This window comes from Cupriavidus sp. 21MJTG02-4, assembly GCF_057798975.1.
The window spans coordinates 171,499-187,526 of the sequence record NZ_JBYOJP010000002.1 but is presented as its reverse complement, the minus strand read 5'-3'; the positions used below and the strand labels follow the sequence as shown (position 1 = coordinate 187,526).

The following is a 16,028-nucleotide window of genomic DNA, read 5'->3' as shown; positions in this document are numbered from 1 at the left end:
ATGCAACGCATCATGCTCCGCGCCAAGCTCCACCGCGTCACCGTGACGCAGGCGGACCTCCACTACGAGGGTTCGTGCGGCATCGACGAGGACCTGCTCGAAGCTGCCGACATGAAGGAGTTTGAGAAGATCGACCTGTACAACGTGCAGAACGGCGAACGCTTCTCCACCTACATCATCAAGGGCCGGCGCGGCAGCGGCGAGATCTCGCTCAACGGCGCCGCCGCGCGCCGCGCGCATATCGGCGACCATCTGATCATCTGCACCTACGCGCCGATGACCGAGGAGCAGATCGCCACGTACAAGCCGAAGATCATCCTGGTCGACGAGAAGAACGGCATCAAGGAAATCAAGAAGGTGTAAGCCCATGACGGCCAGCCTGTGTCGGAATTCCGTAGCGAGGGCGGCACCGTGGCGTGCCCGCCTTGGCATGCGGTTCGCGCAGGCGGCCGGCATCGGTCTGCTGGCCTTGTGCGCGGCGTGCGGGACATCGGGCGGCGGCAGTGCGTCCGGTTCCGCCAGCGCTGCCGCCACCAGCGGCCCCAGGCTGCTTGACCCCTTGCCCGCATGGCGCGATGGGGCCGCCAAGCAGTCCATCCTGCATTTCGTCAGCAAGACCACCACGCCGGGCAGCCCCGAGTTCGTCGCGCCGGAAGACCGCATCGCCGTGTTCGACAACGACGGCACGCTGTGGCGTGAAGACCCGGTGGTGGAGCTGCTGTTCGTGGTCAGCCGCGCGCAGGAGCGCGCGCGGGCCGAACCGGCACTGGCCGGTCGTTCGCCCTACAAGGAATTCCTGGCCGACCCCGCGGCCTATTTCAAATCCACCGGGGAGGCAGGCGCCGTGCGCCTGCTCAACGAGCTCTACGGCAACACATCGCTCGACGCCTTCCAGGAAGACGCGCGGCGCTACTTCGCCAATGCGCGCCATCCGAAATCCAAGGCGCCGCTGCGCGAAGGCACCTACCAGCCAATGCTGGAAGTGCTGGCATTGCTGCGCGCCCATGGCTACCAGACCTGGATCTGCTCGGGCGGCACGACCGACTTCATGCGCGCCGTGTCGCAGTCGTACTACGGCATTCCTCCGCAACAGGTGATCGGTTCGCGGCTTGCCGCACAGTTCCGCGAAAGCGGCCGCGACAACGAAATCTGGCGCGAGCCGAAGATCGAAAGCTTCAACGACAAGCAGATGAAGCCGGTCAACATTGCGCTGCAGATCGGCAAGCGGCCAGTGTTCGCGGCCGGCAATGTCGGCGGCAAGGGCGATATCGCCATGCTGTCGTACTCGCAGGCGCGCAAGGGGCCGTCGTTCCAGCTGCTGGTCAACCATGACGACGCCGAGCGCGAATCCGCGTATGCGGAAAACGACGGCGCGTCGCTGAAAGCCGCGGCAGAACGCGGCTGGACCGTGGTGAGCATGAAGCGCGACTGGGCCCGTGTCTTTCCGGCGCCAGGCGCGGCGGCGGCAACGCTGGCACCGGTGCGGGCGCAGGCGCCTTAGCGGCCCGCGACATCCCGGTCGTTCGCATACCAATACAGACAACGCAAGCGGCATCCAGGATTCAATGCAAGGGAGGAGAAGTCGATGGAGATGGTGAACCACACGGTGATCAACCTGATCATCTTTGTGCTGGCGATCTACGTGGGTTACCACGTGGTGTGGACGGTAACGCCCGCGCTGCACACCCCGCTGATGGCCGTGACCAATGCAATCTCGGCCATCATCATCGTCGGCGCCATGCTGGCGGCCGGCCTCACCGAGGGCGCCACGGGCCGCATCATGGGCACGCTGGCAGTCGCTCTCGCCGCCGTCAACGTGTTCGGCGGCTTCCTGGTGACCCAGCGCATGCTGGAGATGTTCAAGAAGAAAGAGCCCAAGGCCAAGGCCGGTGCCAAGGGAGGTGCGTGATGACCGAACTCGTCAGCATGAACCTTGTCACCCTGCTCTACCTGGTCGCCTCGGTGTGCTTCATCCAGGCGCTCAAGGGGCTTTCGCATCCGGCTTCGGCCCGCAAGGGCAATGCCTTCGGCATGATCGGCATGGCCATTGCCGTGGTCACCACGCTGGTGCTGATCATCAAGCTCAAGAACGAGTTCCTGGCGGCGGGCACGGCGCAGTCCTCGGTCGGCTCGGGCCTGGCGCTGATCTTCGGCGCGCTGGTGGTGGGCGGCGGCGTCGGCGCCTATGTGGCGAAGAAGGTCGAGATGACCAAGATGCCCGAACTGGTCGCGGCGATGCACTCGCTGATCGGTCTGGCCGCAGTGTTCATTGCCGTGGCGGCGGTGGCCGAGCCTTCGGCGTTTGGCATCGCACCTGCGGGCTCGCATGAGATCCCGACTGGCAACCGCATCGAGCTGTTCATCGGCTGCTTCGTCGGCGCCATCACGTTCTCCGGTTCGGTGATCGCCTTCGGCAAGCTGGCCGGGCGCTACAAGTTCCGCCTGTTCCAGGGCGCGCCAGTGGTCTTCCCCGGCCAGCACATGCTGAACCTGGCGCTGGCGGTTGCGATGGTCGGCTTCGGCATCGCGTTCTTCATGACGCAGGACTGGCTGCCCTTCCTGGTGATGCTGGCCATCGCCTTCGTGCTCGGCGTGCTGATCATCATCCCGATCGGCGGCGCCGACATGCCGGTGGTGGTGTCGATGCTGAACTCGTATTCGGGCTGGGCGGCCGCCGGTATCGGCTTCTCGCTGAACAACCCGATGCTGATCATCGCCGGCTCGCTGGTGGGGTCGTCCGGTGCCATCCTCTCGTACATCATGTGCAAGGCGATGAACCGTTCGTTCTTCAACGTGATCCTGGGCGGCTTCGGCGGTGAAGCGGCAGCGGCCGGCGCGGCCGGTGCGCAGGCCCAGCGCAACGTGAAATCGGGCTCCGCCGATGACGCGGCCTTCCTGATGGGCAATGCCGAGACGGTCATCATCGTGCCGGGCTACGGCCTGGCCGTGGCGCGTGCCCAGCACGCGCTCAAGGAACTGACCGAGAAGCTGCACGAGAAGGGCGTGACCGTGAAGTACGCGATCCACCCGGTGGCGGGCCGCATGCCGGGCCACATGAACGTGCTGCTGGCCGAAGCCGAAGTGCCGTACGACATGGTCTTCGAGATGGAAGACATCAACAGCGAGTTCGGCCAGGCCGACGTGGTGCTGGTGCTCGGCGCCAACGACGTGGTGAACCCGGCGGCGAAGACCGATCCGAAATCGCCGATCGCCGGCATGCCGATCCTGGAGGCCTACAAGGCCAAGACCATCATCGTGAACAAGCGCTCGATGGCCGCCGGCTACGCCGGGCTGGACAACGAACTGTTCTACATGGACAAGACCATGATGGTGTTCGGCGATGCCAAGAAGGTGGTCGAGGATATGTTCAAGGCGGTCGATTAACCACGCGGTCGTCCGGAATCCGTGCAGGACACGACGCGTTGCCGCCCGCCGTGGCGGCAGCGCGTTATACTGGCCTGCGCTGAATTCCCAGCGTTGCCGCATGGCCCGAACGCACCATGACCTTCAACCCGCACGACCGGAACCTGTCGGTCTTCCATCACCCGATCCTGACCGTCCTGGTCGATGACAGCAAGTCGTTCATCGACAGCCTGGCTTTCCAGATGGACGCGTCTCGCGCGGTGGTCACGTTCACGGACCCGCGCGAAGCGCTGCAATGGATCCGCGACGCCTACGCCACCCGCTTTCCCGCCTTCCTGCCGGTGCGGGTCACGCACGACGACCTGACCTTCCTCACCGAGCGGCGCACCGTGCAGCTCGACATCGACCGCATCCACCGCCAGATCCACGACGTCAACCGCTTCCTGCAGCCGGGCGTGATCGTGGTGGACTATTCGATGCCGCAGATGGACGGGCTGGAATTCTGCCAGGCGCTGCAGGACCTGCCGTGCAAGACCATCCTGCTGACCGGCACCGCGGACGAAAGCATCGCCGTGCAGGGCTTCAACCATGGCCTGATCGACCGCTACGTGAAAAAGCACGAAGCCAATATGGTCGAGCGCCTGAGCCAGGAAATCGATGCCTTGCAGCAACAGTACTTCGCCACGCTGTCGCGCACCTTGCGCGAACTGCTGACGCGGCATTCGTACTCGTTCCTGTCGGATCCTGCCATGACCGAGCGCGTGCGGCAGATCACCGCGCGCTATGGCTTTGTCGAGTACTACCTGTACCCCAATCCGGTCGGCATCCTGATGCTGACGGCGCAGGGCCATGCCACGCTGATGGTGATCGAAACCCGCGTCGGGCTGATGAGCCAGGTCGAATCGGCCGAGGCCTACGACGCGCCGGCGGCGCTGATCGAAGGGCTGCGCGAAGGCCGCCTGGTGCCCTTCTTCTGGCCCGGCAACGGCATGTACACGCCAGCCTGCGTCGACTGGGAGCAATATTGCCTGCCGGCCGAACGCTGCGAGGGGCGCGAGGAATATGTCTACGCCCTGTTCGACCTGCCGCGCCACCTGCTGCAGGAGCCGGTGGTCAGCCAGCAAGCCTTCCTGGCCGACTTCGCGCGCAATCCGGACACGCTGACGGGCCGCAAGCGGCCCTGAGGTTCAGGCGGCCGCCGCGTCGGCCGCCGGCCATTCAGGCCGGCTGCGGCCCACGGTTGCCGCCCCGCACCATGTCAAAGCGGAACAGGCGGCACTCGATATTGCCGTTGTAGAGCGGCGTGCGGCGCGATTCCTTCAGCCGCAGGCGTTTTGGCATCGACAGATCCCCGGTAAAGACCCAGGCCTGCCAGCCCGCGAAGTTCTGCTTGAGCGTGGTGGCGAAGGCGCTGGCGAACTGGTTGGCGGCGGCCTCCTCGGCCTCGTCGCGCGGCATTTCGTCCTGCGCCATGCGGCGCTCGCCGCGCACCACGATCCGTTCGCCATACGGCGGGTTCATCAGCATCAAGCCCGGCTCGGCGAACGGCGGCTGCGCGAAGCGCGCATCCACCTGCTTGGTACGCGCTTCGTCGGGCAGTCCGGCACGCGACCAGTTGGCGTGCGCCATGGCCAGCATGTCGGTGGAAATGTCCGATCCGGCAATCTGCAGGCCATCCGTCGACGCCAGCATGCGCGCGCGCTGCGCGTCCGACTTGAGCTTCTGCCAGGCCTTGGTATCGGCACCCTTGAGCCATTCAAAGGCAAAGCTGCGGCTGCCGCCCGGCGCGATATCGAGTGCCACTTGCGCGGCTTCGATCAGGAATGTGCCGCTGCCGCACATCGGGTCATAGAACGGGCGGTTGGTCTGTCCCTTCACCCAGCCGGCCAGGCGCAGGATGCCCGCTGCCAGGTTCTCCTTAAGCGGTGCCTCGCCCTTTTCCATGCGCCAGCCGCGCTTGAACAGCGGCTCGCCGGTGGTATCGATGTACAGCGTGCAGTCGTACTCCGTCAGGTGGGCATAGATGCGCACATCCGGGCTCACGGTATCCACGCTGGGGCGCGCGCCCAGGCGTTCGCGCATGCCATCGCAAATGCCGTCCTTGATGCGCAGCGCCGTGAAATTCAGGCTGCGCAGCTGGGACTTGGTGGAAGTCAGATCCACGCGGATCGATTCATCGGGCGAGAACCACTGCTCCCAGCGCTGGTTGCGCACCAGCGCGTAGATATCGTCCTCGTGGCGGTAGCCGCGCGCGGCCACGCGCATCAGCACGCGGCTGGCAATGCGCGAATGCAGGTTGACGGCGTACGCGGCCGCCAGTTCGCCCGAAAAGCTGACGCCGCCCGGCACCTCGCGATGCACCTCGAACGGGGCCACCGACGCCATTCCGGGCCGCGCGGCGATCTCGCGCAGTTCTTCGGCCAGCGCGCCCTCCAGGCCACGCGGGCAGGGAGCAAAGAAAGCTTGGGTCATGGATTCAGGTTTCCTGCAAACAAAAACGTCCGCCGTGGCGGACGGGAATCAAATTAGCCTAGGCGACGGTTCAACCGGCCGCCAGTGCACGGTCGAGGAAGTCGAGCCGGTCCTGGCCCCAGTAGGGCTGGCCATCATAGACGTACCACGGGGCGCCGAACACGCCCGCCGAGATCGCGTCCTGCGTGTTCTGCGCGTAGGCAGCCAGCACGGCCTGCCCGTCGCTGGCCTTGAGCAGGCTGGCGCCGTCGAGACCCGCCTCGTCGGCCAGCTGCGCGAGCGTGGCGGCATCCGCGATATTGCGCTGCTGCGCCCAGAGTGCCGTGCCAATCGCGCCAAGGAGCTGCATGGCTCGCGCCGTGCCATGCGCGAGCTGGGTCGCGATGATCAGCTTGCTGGCCGGGTCGCCGGACACCGGGAAATACGTCGGCTGCAGGTTCAGCGGCTTGCCCAGGAACTCGCTCCAGCGCGCCAGCTCGACCAGCCGGTATGCCTGGCGCTGCGGCGGTCGCTGCGCCAGCGGCAGGCCGCCTGACACCGAGAACACCTTGCCGAGATCGCAGGGCTTCAGGTTGACCAGGGCGCCATGGCTGGCCACGATGGCGGCAAAGCGCTCATGCCCGAGATAGACGTACGGAGACTGCGGCGAGAAATAGTAATCGACCTGCTTGCTCATCTTTCGCTCGATTGGGAGAGTCCCGACGGACCAGGTTTCAGAACGGCTTGACCACCACCAGGATCACCACTGCCAGCAGCACCAGCACGGGCAGTTCGTTGAACCAGCGGTAGAAGGTATGCGAGCGCGTGTTGCCGCCCGCCTCGAACTTCTTCAGCAGCCTGCCGCAGCCGTGGTGGTAGCCGATCAGCACCAGCACCAGCGCCAGCTTGGCATGCATCCAGCCCTGCCCCGGACCGCGGCCGATGCCATAGCCCAGGTACAGCCACAACCCGAACACGACCGCCGGCACGGCCAGCATGGTCATGAAGCGGTACAGCTTGCGGGCCATCAGCAGCAGTCGCTGCGTGCTGGCGGGATCCGTCTCCATGGCCAGGTTGACGAAGATTCGCGGCAGGTAGAACAGGCCGGCAAACCAGGACACGACAAAGACGATATGAAGCGCTTTGACCCAGAGCATTCAGCGACGCGTTGCGGCAGTAGTTGTTGTTCTTTGCGGCGGGCAAGGCGGGCCCGCCCCCGATTCTCAGGTGCGGATCTCGCCGTGGCCGAACACCACGTACTTCAGCGACGTCAGCCCTTCCAGCCCGACCGGGCCACGCGCGTGCAGCTTGTCGTTGGAGATACCGATTTCCGCGCCCAGGCCATATTCGAAGCCATCGGCAAAACGCGTCGACGCATTGATCATCACGCTGGCCGAATCGACCTCGCGGATGAAACGCATGCCGGTCGAGTAGTTCTCGGTGATGATCGAATCGGTATGGTGCGAACCGTATTCGTTGATATGCGCGACGGCTTCATCCAGCCCCGGCACCGTCTTGATGGCGAGGATCGGGGCCAGGTATTCCAGGCGCCAGTCGTCCTCGGTGGCGTCGACGAGACCGCTGAAGCCCGCGGCCTCCAGCGTGGCGCGGGTCGCCGCGCAGACGCGCAGTTCGACGCCCTTTTCCTGGTAGATGCGGCACAGCGGCGGCAGCGCGCGCGCGGCGATGTCCTGCGACACCAGCAGCGTCTCCATGGTGTTGCACGGCGCGTAGCGCTGCGTCTTGGCGTTGTCGCAGACGCGCACGGCCTTGTCGAGATCGGCGTCGGCGTCGATGAACACGTGGCAGATGCCGTCCAGGTGCTTGATCATCGGCACGCGCGCTTCTTCCATCAGCCGTGCGATCAGGCTCTTGCCGCCACGCGGCACGATCACATCGACATACTCGGTCATCGTGATCAAGCGGCCGACCGCGGCGCGATCCGTGGTCCCGATGACCTGCACGGCCTCGGGCGGCAGGCCGGCGCTCGCCAGGCCTTCGGCCACCAGCGCGGCCAGCGCGGTGTTGGATTCGATCGCTTCCGAACCGCCGCGCAGGATGGTGGCATTGCCCGACTTCAGGCACAGCGCCGCCGCGTCGATGGTCACGTTGGGCCGCGACTCGTAGATGATGCCGATCACGCCGAGCGGCACACGCATCTGTCCGACCTGGATGCCGGTCGGGCGGAACTTCATGTTCGAAATCTCGCCGATCGGGTCGGCCAGCGCGGCGATCTGCTCCAGGCCCTCGGCCATGGTCTTGATGGCCTTGTCCGACAGCGTCAGGCGGTCGACAAAGGCGGCGTCCTGGCCGTTGGCGCGCGCGCGCTCGACATCGCGCGCGTTGACGGCCTTGAGCTTGTCGGCGTCACGGCGGATCGCCGCGGCGATGGTCAGCAGCGCGCGATTCTTGTCGGCGGTGGAGGCACGCGCCATCGCGCGCGATGCCGCGCGTGCCTGGCGGCCGACGCGGTCCATGTATTGGTTGAGGTCGAGCTCGGTCATGTTCGTGGCCTTCAGACGACGGCCGTCTGAGAATGTTTCTTCCCTCCCGCGAGCGGGAGAGCGGGGCAAGGATCAGCGCGCGATCATCAGCGCCAGCTGCTGCAAGCCATCCCATGGCTCCGCCGGCAGCGGGCCGCTGCCCGGAGGCGGCAGGTCGGACAACCCCTTCACCTGCCGGTCCAGCCGCGCCGCCATGGACAGCGCCGCATCGAGCCGCGCCGGCGTCAGCCGCTGCGCGGCCTGCGGCACCAGGCGTTCGCGCGGGCCCCAGACCCGCAGCTCGCGCATCAGCACGGCGGCGGGCTTGCCGGCCGCAATGCCTTGCCGGACCTTGGATAATACGCGAATTTCCTCGGTCAGCGCCCACAGCACCAGCACCGTGGCCTCGCCCTCGCCGCGCAGCCCTTCGAGCATGCGAACCAGGCGCGGGACGTCACCGCCCAGCATGGCTTCGGACAGCTTGAAGACGTCGTAGCGGGCCACGTTGAGCACCGCATCGTGCACCTGGTCGAACGTCAGTTCGCCGGGCGGATACAGCAGGCCGAGCTTCTGGATTTCCTGATGGGCGGCCAGCAGGTTGCCTTCGACCTTGTCGGCGATGAACTGCAGCGCGCGCCGGCCGGGCTCGCCGCCTTCCACGCGCTGCTGCTGCAGTCCGAGGCGCTCGCCGACCCACGCCGGCAGGCGCGTACGGTCCACGGAATCGACCTTGATCGATACGCCCGCGCCTTCCAGAGCCTGGAACCATGCCGACTTGGACGCGGCGAAATCGAGCCGCGGCAGCGTCACCAGCATCACCACGTCGGGCGACGGCTGGGCGGCCACGGCGCGCAGCGCCTCGCCGCCGTCCTTGCCCGGCTTGCCCGACGGAATGCGCAGTTCGACGATCTTGCGGTCGCCGAACAGCGACATCGACTGCTGCGCCTCGACCAGGTGGCTCCAGTGGAAATTGCGCTCCGCCACGAGCACGTCGCGCTCGGAGAAACCGGCCTCGCGCGCGGTCTGGCGCAGGCGATCGACGGCCTCGAGCACCAGCAGGTGCTCATCGCCATGGACCACGTACAGCGGGGCCAGGCCCTTGGCCTTGGCCTGCCGCAGATGGGCGTCGAGTCCGTCTAGCTTGAGCTGCATGCCGGTGCGATGGCCCGTACTCAGATGGCCTTGACCGCGGCCAGGCGGCGCATCAGCTGCTGCACGATGTCGCGCTGCATGTCGCGGTAGAGCTGCTGCTCTTCGTAGTCCTTGGCCAGCGTGTTGGCTTCGTTGTACGTCAGGTCGCGCGTGAGGATGAGCTGCGACGGCGGGATCAGTTCCTTGCCGGCGGCATCGCGCAGGCGGAAGCTGAAGCGCTGGGTCAGGCGGTATTCGCGCACCACGCCTTCGGTCGTGATCGACAGGATGGTCTTGGTGCGCGTGTCCTGCAGCACGTCCAGCAGCGCGTCGGCCTCTTTCTGGTCGTTGACGACCGTGGTGTCCGAACCGCCGCGGATCGCGCGGCGCAGGTCCGAGCCCATCAGCGTATTGGGCGGAATGCCGATATAGAGCCGCTTGAACGCGAAGTCGGCATTGCCGCGCATATGGAAGCCGCAGCCCGCCAGCAGGCCGGTGGCCAGCATCGCGGCAAGCAGCTTGCGGCGGCCCTTGTCCAGTCGATCCATTCTCGGCGATTCCTTCATCGGCTTATCGGTTTCCGATCCCTGCTTACAGCACCACGTTGACCAGTCGGCCCGGCACGACCACGATCTTCTTGGGCGCCTTGCCCTCGGCAAACTTGGCCACGGTCTCGCTGGCGGCGGCCACGGCCTCGATGGCAGCGCGGTCGGCATCAGCCGGCACGGTCACGCTGCCGCGCACCTTGCCGTTGATCTGCAGCACCAGTTCGATCTCGCTGCGCACCAGCGCGCCTTCATCGACCAGCGGCCACGGGGCGTCGAGCAGGTCGCCGGCGGCGGCGGCATAGCCCAGCGCTTCCCACAGGCCGTGCGTGATGTGCGGCACCACCGGGTACAGCACGCGCAGCAGGATACCGAAGCATTCGCGGCGCGCGGCCGGCGAAGCGCTCTTGGCACCTTCGAGCGCGTTCAGCATCTTCATCGTGGCGGACACCACGGTGTTGTACTGGATGCGCTGGTAGTCGTAGTTGGCCTGCTTGAGCACGCTATGGATCTCGCGGCGCAGGTCCGCGTCTTCCGCGGTCGGCGCGGCACCGGCGCCATCGCGCACGGCGGCGGCGTTGGCATAGCCGTAGTTCCACACGCGGCGCAGGAAGCGCGACGCGCCTTCCACGCCCGAGCCGCTCCACTCGAGCTGCTGCTCCGGCGGCGCGGCGAACATCACGAACAGGCGCGCGGTGTCGGCGCCGTGCTGGTCGATCAGGGCCTGCGGGTCGATGCCGTTGTTCTTCGACTTCGACATCTTCTCGACGCCGCCGATCACCACCGGCTGGCCGTCGGCCTTGAGCGTGGCGCCCAGCGGGCGGCCGCGCTCATCGGTCTGCACGTCGACGTCGGCCGGGTTGTACCAGGTCTTCTTGCCCGCGGCGTCTTCGCGGTAGTAGGTCTCGTTGAGCACCATGCCCTGCGTGAGCAGGTTGGTGAACGGTTCGTCGAACTTGACCAGGCCCAGGTCACGCATGACCTTGGTCCAGAAACGCGCGTACAGCAGGTGCAGGATTGCATGCTCGATGCCGCCGATGTACTGGTCCATCGGCATCCAGTAGTCGTTGCGGGCATCGACCATCGTGGTCGCGTCCGGGCACGTATAGCGCATGTAGTACCAGCACGAATCGATGAACGTATCCATCGTGTCGGTCTCGCGGCGCGCCGGCTTGCCGCACGACGGGCAGGTGCACTGCAGGAAGCGCGGGTCCTTGTTGAGCGGGTTGCCGGTGCCGTCCGGCACCAGGTCCTCGGGCAGCACCACGGGCAGGTCCTGCTCGGGCACGGGGACCACGCCGCAGCTGTCGCAGTGGATCAGCGGGATCGGCGTGCCCCAGTAGCGCTGGCGCGAGATGCCCCAGTCGCGCAGGCGCCAGGTCACCTTCTTCTCACCCAGGCCCATCGCGCCGAGATCGGCGGCAATCGCCTCGATCGCGGCCTGGTAGCCGAGGCCGTTGTACTTGCCGCTCTCGATGCAGACGCCGTTTTCCTTGTCGCCGTACCACTCCTGCCAGGCTTCGGTCGAATACGGCTGACCCTTGACGTCGATGACCTGCTTGATCGGCAACTGGTACTTGTTGGCGAAGGCGAAGTCGCGTTCGTCGTGCGCGGGCACGCCCATGACGGCGCCGTCGCCGTAGCTCATCAGCACGTAGTTGCCGACCCACACGTCGACCTGCTCGCCGGTCAGCGGATGCGTGACCTGCAGGCCGGTCGGCATGCCCTTTTTCTCCATGGTCGCCATGTCGGCTTCCATGACCGAGCCGTGCTTGCATTCGTCGATGAAGGCGGCCAGTTCGGGATTGTTCGCGGCAGCATGCGTGGCCAGCGGGTGCTCGGCGGCCACGGCGCAGAACGTCACGCCCATGATCGTGTCGGCGCGCGTGGTGAACACATACAGCTTGCCGTCGTTGATCAGCTTGCCATCATCGCCCTGGATGTCATGCTTGAACGCGAAGCGCACGCCCACGCTCTTGCCGATCCAGTTCTGCTGCATGATCTTGACGCGCTCGGGCCAGCCGAGGTTGTCCAGGTCGCCCAGCAACTCGTCTGCGTAGTCGGTGATACGCAGGTAGTACATCGGGATCTCGCGCTTTTCGACGACGGCGCCCGAGCGCCAGCCACGGCCATCGATGACCTGCTCGTTGGCCAGCACGGTCTGGTCGACCGGATCCCAGTTGACGGTGCCGGTTTTGCGGTAGGCGATGCCCTTCTCCAGCATCTTCAGGAACAGCCACTGGTTCCAGCGGTAGTAGTCGGGGCTGCAGGTGGCGACTTCGCGCGACCAGTCGATCGCCAGGCCCATCGACTGCATCTGCTTCTTCATGTAAGCAATGTTGTCGTAGGTCCAGGCGGCCGGCGCCACGCCGTTGTTCAGTGCCGCGTTTTCCGCCGGCATGCCGAAGGCGTCCCAGCCCATCGGCATCAGCACGTTGTTGCCATTCATGCGCAGGTAACGCGCCATCACGTCGTTGATGGTGTAGTTGCGCACGTGTCCCATGTGCAGCTTGCCCGACGGATACGGCAGCATCGAGCAGGCGTAAAACTTGGGCTTCTCCTTGCCGTCGGGGCCGGTGGCATGCTCGGGCACGCGGTAGGCGTCGATCGCCTGCCAGTGCTGCTGGGCGGCTTGTTCAACGGCGGAAGGAAGATATTTGTCTTGCATGGTCGGGGACAACGTTCAGGACAACGGTCTGCGCGGCGTCTGGAAGGCCCGCATCCGGGGGACAGGAAGGCAGACGGCGGGCGCCCGCTTTGAGGGCGCCCGCCAGTCGTGCAATGCGAAAGAAGCTGATTATAACCGTGCGGCCGGGCCATCACGGCCACGCCGCCAGGGCCGGTCTTACTTCAGGCCGAGCACGTCCTGCATGTCGAACAGGCCATTCGGCTTGTCAGCCAGGAAGCGGGCCGCGCGCACGGCGCCATCGGCGTAAGACTGGCGGCTCGACGACTTGTGGCTGATCTCGATGCGCTCGCCGATGCCGGCGAACATCACGGTGTGGTCGCCGACGATATCGCCGCCGCGCACGGTGGCAAAACCGATGGAATTCGGATCGCGCTCGCCGGTGTGGCCTTCGCGCGCGTAGACGGCGCAGGTCTTGAGGTCGCGGCCCAGCGCGTCGGCAACCACTTCGCCCATCTTCAGCGCCGTGCCCGACGGGGCATCGACCTTGAAGCGGTGATGCGCTTCGATGATCTCGATGTCGTAGCCGGTGGAAAGCAGCTTTGCCGCCACTTCCAGCAGCTTGAACGTGGCGTTGACGCCCACGCTCATATTGGCCGCGAAGACGATGCCGACGGACTTGGCCGCGTCGGCCAGGGCAGCCTTGCCAGCGTCATCGAAGCCGGTCGTGCCGATGACCATCTTTACGCCCAGGCGCCTGGCGGCCGCCAGGTGGACCAGCGTGCCTTCGGGGCGGGTGAAATCGATCAGGCAGTCCGCGCCGGCCAGGCCCGCGTCGAGGTCGTCCGTGATCGCCACGCCGGTACGGCGGCCCAGCAGCAGTCCGGCGTCCTGGCCCAGCGCGGGCGAGCCCGGCAGGTCGAGCGCACCGGACAGCGAAACCCCTTCGGTGGCTAGAACGTGTTCGATCAGCATGCGGCCCATGCGGCCGGATGCGCCAGCAATGGCGATGTTCATGGTGTTTTACCTGGCGATATCGGAAAACGGCCGGTCGCTGAGCGCCGGCCGGAAATCTAGGTGCGCGGCGTGGCCGCAGCGGTGCGCGTCAGTTCGGCTGCGCTGCCGGTTCCGCTTGCGTGGATGCGGCGGGCGTTGCTGTAGAAGTGGCAGGCGCTGCACTTGATTGCTCAGCCGGTGCCGCTGTTGTCTCTTGCGGGATAGCTGGTGCTGACGCGGGCGCGGGCGCCGCCTGCGTCGCCGAGCTTCCGCCGATACCGGGCTTCTGTTCTTTCAGGGCCTTTTTCATGCCGTCAATTTCGGCAATCAGCTCGTATTCGGACGGCAATTCGTCACCGCCAAACTTCACCAGCTTGTCGCCATCAAAAAAGACAGTGAAGCGGCGCTGCTGCACGACCGGCGTATTGCCGCGGCGGAACGAGAAGATGTAATCCCAGCGATCGCTATGGAAGACATCGGTCAGCAGCGGCGTGCCCAGCAGGAATTTGACCTGGTCGCGGGTCATGCCCTCGTGCAGTTGCGAAGCCGCCTCGCGCGAGACGAAGTTGCCCTGCACGATATTGATCCGGTACGGCGTGATGACGTTGGCGACCTTGCGCGAGGTGGAGTCGTAGGTCGAGCAGGCGCCGGCCAGAAGTGCGACGGCCAGCAGAGAAAACACCAGCGTCGGGCGCATGGCAGACGAACGGGATGAACGCATTGATCTCGCTTCCAGAGGGAAAGGAAAGTGCCGCCAGGGACATTTCCGCCGTGCGGCGGCGCCTGGTCTGCCACGGCATCCGGCGGGCTGAAGCCGCCTTCGCTGGCCTTGGCACCGGGCGACTTTTGTCGCCAAAACCCTTATGATTCAACTATCCAGACATTGTACTCTAGGGAGTCACGCCCATGCCGAGTCCGGCGGAGCTCAAGAATATCGGCCTGAAGGCGACCGTGCCGAGGCTGAAGATCCTTGAGATTTTTCAGACCAGTGAACAGCGCCATCTGAGCGCTGAAGACGTCTACCGAATCCTGCTCAACGAGCATATGGATATCGGCCTGGCGACCGTTTACCGCGTGCTCACGCAGTTCGAGCAGGCGGGCCTGCTTTCGCGCAACAACTTCGAATCCGGCAAGGCCATCTTCGAACTCAACGAAGGAAAGCACCACGACCACCTGGTGTGTCTCGATTGCGGCCGTGTCGAAGAGTTCTTCGACGGCGAGATCGAGCAACGCCAGCAAAGCATTGCGCGCGAGCGCGGCTTTGCACTGCAGGAACATGCATTGTCGCTGTACGGCAATTGCACCAAAACCGATTGTCCCCACAGACCAAAACGATAAGCCGTCCGTCGCCCTGTGCGCGGAACGGAAGCAAGAAAAAACCGGCGCCCAGCGCCGGTTTTTTCATGGGCCTGCCGTGCGGCACGTCAGGGCGCTTCGACGTCCTGTTCAGCCACCACGCGCAGCGGCCTGGCCGCGGGCACGCCGACGAACTCACCGACCACCTGGCGGAACAGGCTGCGCGCCCAGACCAGCATCGGGTGCGTGTTGCGGCTGCGGTGCCAGAACATATTCAGGCCTACCGTGGTGTTCAGCTCGGCTGGCAGCGGGAACGCCTTGAGACCATAGGTTTCGCAAGCCATGTCCTTGGTCAGGGCATTGACCGTGAAGATCATGTCCGTCTGCGCGGCAAGTTCGGCCTGCGCGCGCCACGAATGCACGGTCAGCGTGGCATTGCGCTTCAGTCCGCGCTGCTGCAGTGCGTAGTCCAGCGGAATCAGCGACGGCGCAGGCCGGCCGGCGCCACCCGAGTGCGCCATGAAGATATGGCCGCAATCGAGATACTGCTCCAGCGTGCACTGGCCTTTCAGCAGGGGATGGTTCTTGCGCGCGCAGACCCACAGGCTCAGCGACGTGACCATTTCCTCGACGATTTCCGGGTGCCGCGTGGGGAACGGTGAAAACGCCAGGTCGAGCTCGTTGGCGCGCATCGACGCCACGTCGCTTTCCCAGGAATGCGATTCGACCAGCTTGATATGCAACTCGGGCGCCAGCTGCTTGATGCGCAGTACGAAGCGATTGAACACCGTATCGCCGAGTTCGGCGGCGAAACCAATGCTCAGGGTACCCGTCGCGATCGCCGGGTCGAAATTGTCGGCGTCGCCTTCATTGATCGACGACCACAGGTCCAGCATGTCGCGGATCTTTGGGCCCAGTTCCAGCGCGCGCGGCGTCGGCGTCAGACCGTGCGGCACGCGGATAAAGAGGGGATCGTCGAAGATCTCGCGCAGCCGGCCCAGCGAATGCGATACGGCCGGGGCCGTCATGTGCATTTTCTCCGCGACATAGGTCGCGTTCCGCTTGCTCAGCAGTTCGGTGAAAATCACAAGAAGCTTGGTGTCCACGTTCACCATGATCAGGCCCTGTTCCGATTTA

The 16,028-nt window shown here is 65.5% G+C and carries 16 protein-coding genes; 6 read left to right on the top strand and 10 right to left on the bottom strand.

Annotation, left to right across the window (positions count from 1 at the left end):
• From panD to AC3FKH_RS04085, 5 genes are all read left to right on the top strand, one after another.
• Window positions 1-363 carry an aspartate 1-decarboxylase gene (panD, locus tag AC3FKH_RS04105; RefSeq protein WP_483709233.1) on the top strand — a complete coding sequence of 121 codons (363 nt, stop codon included), beginning with the start codon at window positions 1-3 and terminating at the stop codon, window positions 361-363.
• A 4-nt stretch (window positions 364-367) separates the two neighbouring features.
• Window positions 368-1,501 (top strand): HAD family hydrolase, encoded by a 1,134-nt coding sequence (locus AC3FKH_RS04100; protein ID WP_488673162.1) that lies wholly within the window; start codon window positions 368-370, stop codon window positions 1,499-1,501.
• Window positions 1,502-1,585: 84 nt separating this feature from the next.
• Window positions 1,586-1,909 carry an NAD(P) transhydrogenase subunit alpha part 2 gene (locus tag AC3FKH_RS04095; RefSeq protein ID WP_211945740.1) on the top strand — a complete coding sequence of 108 codons (324 nt, stop codon included), beginning with the start codon at window positions 1,586-1,588 and terminating at the stop codon, window positions 1,907-1,909.
• Window positions 1,909-3,384 (top strand): NAD(P)(+) transhydrogenase (Re/Si-specific) subunit beta, encoded by a 1,476-nt coding sequence (locus AC3FKH_RS04090; protein ID WP_483730314.1) that lies wholly within the window; start codon window positions 1,909-1,911, stop codon window positions 3,382-3,384. The genes AC3FKH_RS04095 and AC3FKH_RS04090 overlap by 1 nt, the downstream gene beginning before the upstream one ends.
• 116 nt (window positions 3,385-3,500) lie before the next feature.
• Complete coding sequence (locus AC3FKH_RS04085) at window positions 3,501-4,547, top strand: response regulator (RefSeq protein WP_483709237.1); 1,047 nt, start codon at window positions 3,501-3,503, stop codon at window positions 4,545-4,547.
• A 34-nt stretch (window positions 4,548-4,581) separates the two neighbouring features.
• On the opposite strand, the gene AC3FKH_RS04080 is transcribed toward AC3FKH_RS04085, so the two are convergent.
• The 9 genes from AC3FKH_RS04080 to AC3FKH_RS04040 all read right to left on the bottom strand — a co-directional run bounded on the left by AC3FKH_RS04080 (window position 4,582) and on the right by AC3FKH_RS04040 (window position 14,316).
• Window positions 4,582-5,835 (bottom strand): THUMP domain-containing class I SAM-dependent RNA methyltransferase, encoded by a 1,254-nt coding sequence (locus tag AC3FKH_RS04080; protein ID WP_488673159.1) that lies wholly within the window; start codon window positions 5,833-5,835, stop codon window positions 4,582-4,584.
• 70 nt (window positions 5,836-5,905) lie between these two features.
• Window positions 5,906-6,511 carry a 2-hydroxychromene-2-carboxylate isomerase gene (locus tag AC3FKH_RS04075; RefSeq protein ID WP_488673156.1) on the bottom strand — a complete coding sequence of 202 codons (606 nt, stop codon included), beginning with the start codon at window positions 6,509-6,511 and terminating at the stop codon, window positions 5,906-5,908.
• 37 nt (window positions 6,512-6,548) lie between these two features.
• Entirely contained in the window at window positions 6,549-6,971 is a 423-nt protein-coding gene (locus AC3FKH_RS04070; RefSeq protein ID WP_483730317.1) for a CopD family protein, read from the bottom strand.
• A 66-nt stretch (window positions 6,972-7,037) separates the two neighbouring features.
• Window positions 7,038-8,318: a glutamate-5-semialdehyde dehydrogenase gene (locus tag AC3FKH_RS04065; RefSeq protein ID WP_488673153.1), complete on the bottom strand. Its 1,281-nt coding sequence runs from the start codon at window positions 8,316-8,318 to the stop codon at window positions 7,038-7,040.
• 72 nt (window positions 8,319-8,390) lie between these two features.
• Window positions 8,391-9,449: a DNA polymerase III subunit delta gene (gene holA / locus AC3FKH_RS04060; RefSeq protein ID WP_488673151.1), complete on the bottom strand. Its 1,059-nt coding sequence runs from the start codon at window positions 9,447-9,449 to the stop codon at window positions 8,391-8,393.
• Window positions 9,450-9,469: 20 nt separating this feature from the next.
• A complete protein-coding gene (locus AC3FKH_RS04055; protein ID WP_488673149.1) occupies window positions 9,470-9,976 on the bottom strand; it encodes an LPS-assembly lipoprotein LptE in 507 nt (168 codons plus the stop codon).
• 43 nt (window positions 9,977-10,019) lie between these two features.
• A complete protein-coding gene (gene leuS / locus AC3FKH_RS04050; RefSeq protein WP_488673147.1) occupies window positions 10,020-12,641 on the bottom strand; it encodes a leucine--tRNA ligase in 2,622 nt (873 codons plus the stop codon).
• A gap of 177 nt (window positions 12,642-12,818) precedes the next feature.
• Window positions 12,819-13,616: a 4-hydroxy-tetrahydrodipicolinate reductase gene (gene dapB / locus AC3FKH_RS04045; RefSeq protein ID WP_488673145.1), complete on the bottom strand. Its 798-nt coding sequence runs from the start codon at window positions 13,614-13,616 to the stop codon at window positions 12,819-12,821.
• Between the two features lie 88 nt (window positions 13,617-13,704).
• A complete protein-coding gene (locus AC3FKH_RS04040) occupies window positions 13,705-14,316 on the bottom strand; it encodes an outer membrane protein assembly factor BamE (protein ID WP_488673143.1) in 612 nt (203 codons plus the stop codon).
• A gap of 185 nt (window positions 14,317-14,501) precedes the next feature.
• Here AC3FKH_RS04040 and fur point away from each other — a divergent pair, with 185 nt between their 5' ends.
• Window positions 14,502-14,933 carry a ferric iron uptake transcriptional regulator gene (gene fur, locus AC3FKH_RS04035; protein WP_011298983.1) on the top strand — a complete coding sequence of 144 codons (432 nt, stop codon included), beginning with the start codon at window positions 14,502-14,504 and terminating at the stop codon, window positions 14,931-14,933.
• Window positions 14,934-15,019: 86 nt separating this feature from the next.
• Here fur and AC3FKH_RS04030 read toward each other — a convergent pair whose 3' ends face one another.
• Window positions 15,020-16,006: a LysR family transcriptional regulator gene (locus AC3FKH_RS04030; RefSeq protein ID WP_488673140.1), complete on the bottom strand. Its 987-nt coding sequence runs from the start codon at window positions 16,004-16,006 to the stop codon at window positions 15,020-15,022.
• Window positions 16,007-16,028 lie beyond the last annotated feature (22 nt).

What these genes read in the sequence shown, in the direction of transcription:
- leuS (WP_488673147.1), bottom strand. Translation starts at nt 12,641, where the DNA reads ATGCAAGACAAATATCTTCCTTCCGCCGTTGAACAAGCCGCCCAGCAG.
- panD (WP_483709233.1), top strand. Translation starts at nt 1, where the DNA reads ATGCAACGCATCATGCTCCGCGCCAAGCTCCACCGCGTCACCGTGACG.
- AC3FKH_RS04090 (WP_483730314.1), top strand. Translation starts at nt 1,909, where the DNA reads ATGACCGAACTCGTCAGCATGAACCTTGTCACCCTGCTCTACCTGGTC.
- AC3FKH_RS04040 (WP_488673143.1), bottom strand. Translation starts at nt 14,316, where the DNA reads ATGCGTTCATCCCGTTCGTCTGCCATGCGCCCGACGCTGGTGTTTTCT.
- AC3FKH_RS04055 (WP_488673149.1), bottom strand. Translation starts at nt 9,976, where the DNA reads ATGGATCGACTGGACAAGGGCCGCCGCAAGCTGCTTGCCGCGATGCTG.
- AC3FKH_RS04065 (WP_488673153.1), bottom strand. Translation starts at nt 8,318, where the DNA reads ATGACCGAGCTCGACCTCAACCAATACATGGACCGCGTCGGCCGCCAG.
- AC3FKH_RS04070 (WP_483730317.1), bottom strand. Translation starts at nt 6,971, where the DNA reads ATGCTCTGGGTCAAAGCGCTTCATATCGTCTTTGTCGTGTCCTGGTTT.
- AC3FKH_RS04085 (WP_483709237.1), top strand. Translation starts at nt 3,501, where the DNA reads ATGACCTTCAACCCGCACGACCGGAACCTGTCGGTCTTCCATCACCCG.
- fur (WP_011298983.1), top strand. Translation starts at nt 14,502, where the DNA reads ATGCCGAGTCCGGCGGAGCTCAAGAATATCGGCCTGAAGGCGACCGTG.
- AC3FKH_RS04095 (WP_211945740.1), top strand. Translation starts at nt 1,586, where the DNA reads ATGGAGATGGTGAACCACACGGTGATCAACCTGATCATCTTTGTGCTG.
- AC3FKH_RS04075 (WP_488673156.1), bottom strand. Translation starts at nt 6,511, where the DNA reads ATGAGCAAGCAGGTCGATTACTATTTCTCGCCGCAGTCTCCGTACGTC.
- AC3FKH_RS04100 (WP_488673162.1), top strand. Translation starts at nt 368, where the DNA reads ATGACGGCCAGCCTGTGTCGGAATTCCGTAGCGAGGGCGGCACCGTGG.
- holA (WP_488673151.1), bottom strand. Translation starts at nt 9,449, where the DNA reads ATGCAGCTCAAGCTAGACGGACTCGACGCCCATCTGCGGCAGGCCAAG.
- AC3FKH_RS04030 (WP_488673140.1), bottom strand. Translation starts at nt 16,006, where the DNA reads ATGGTGAACGTGGACACCAAGCTTCTTGTGATTTTCACCGAACTGCTG.
- dapB (WP_488673145.1), bottom strand. Translation starts at nt 13,616, where the DNA reads ATGAACATCGCCATTGCTGGCGCATCCGGCCGCATGGGCCGCATGCTG.
- AC3FKH_RS04080 (WP_488673159.1), bottom strand. Translation starts at nt 5,835, where the DNA reads ATGACCCAAGCTTTCTTTGCTCCCTGCCCGCGTGGCCTGGAGGGCGCG.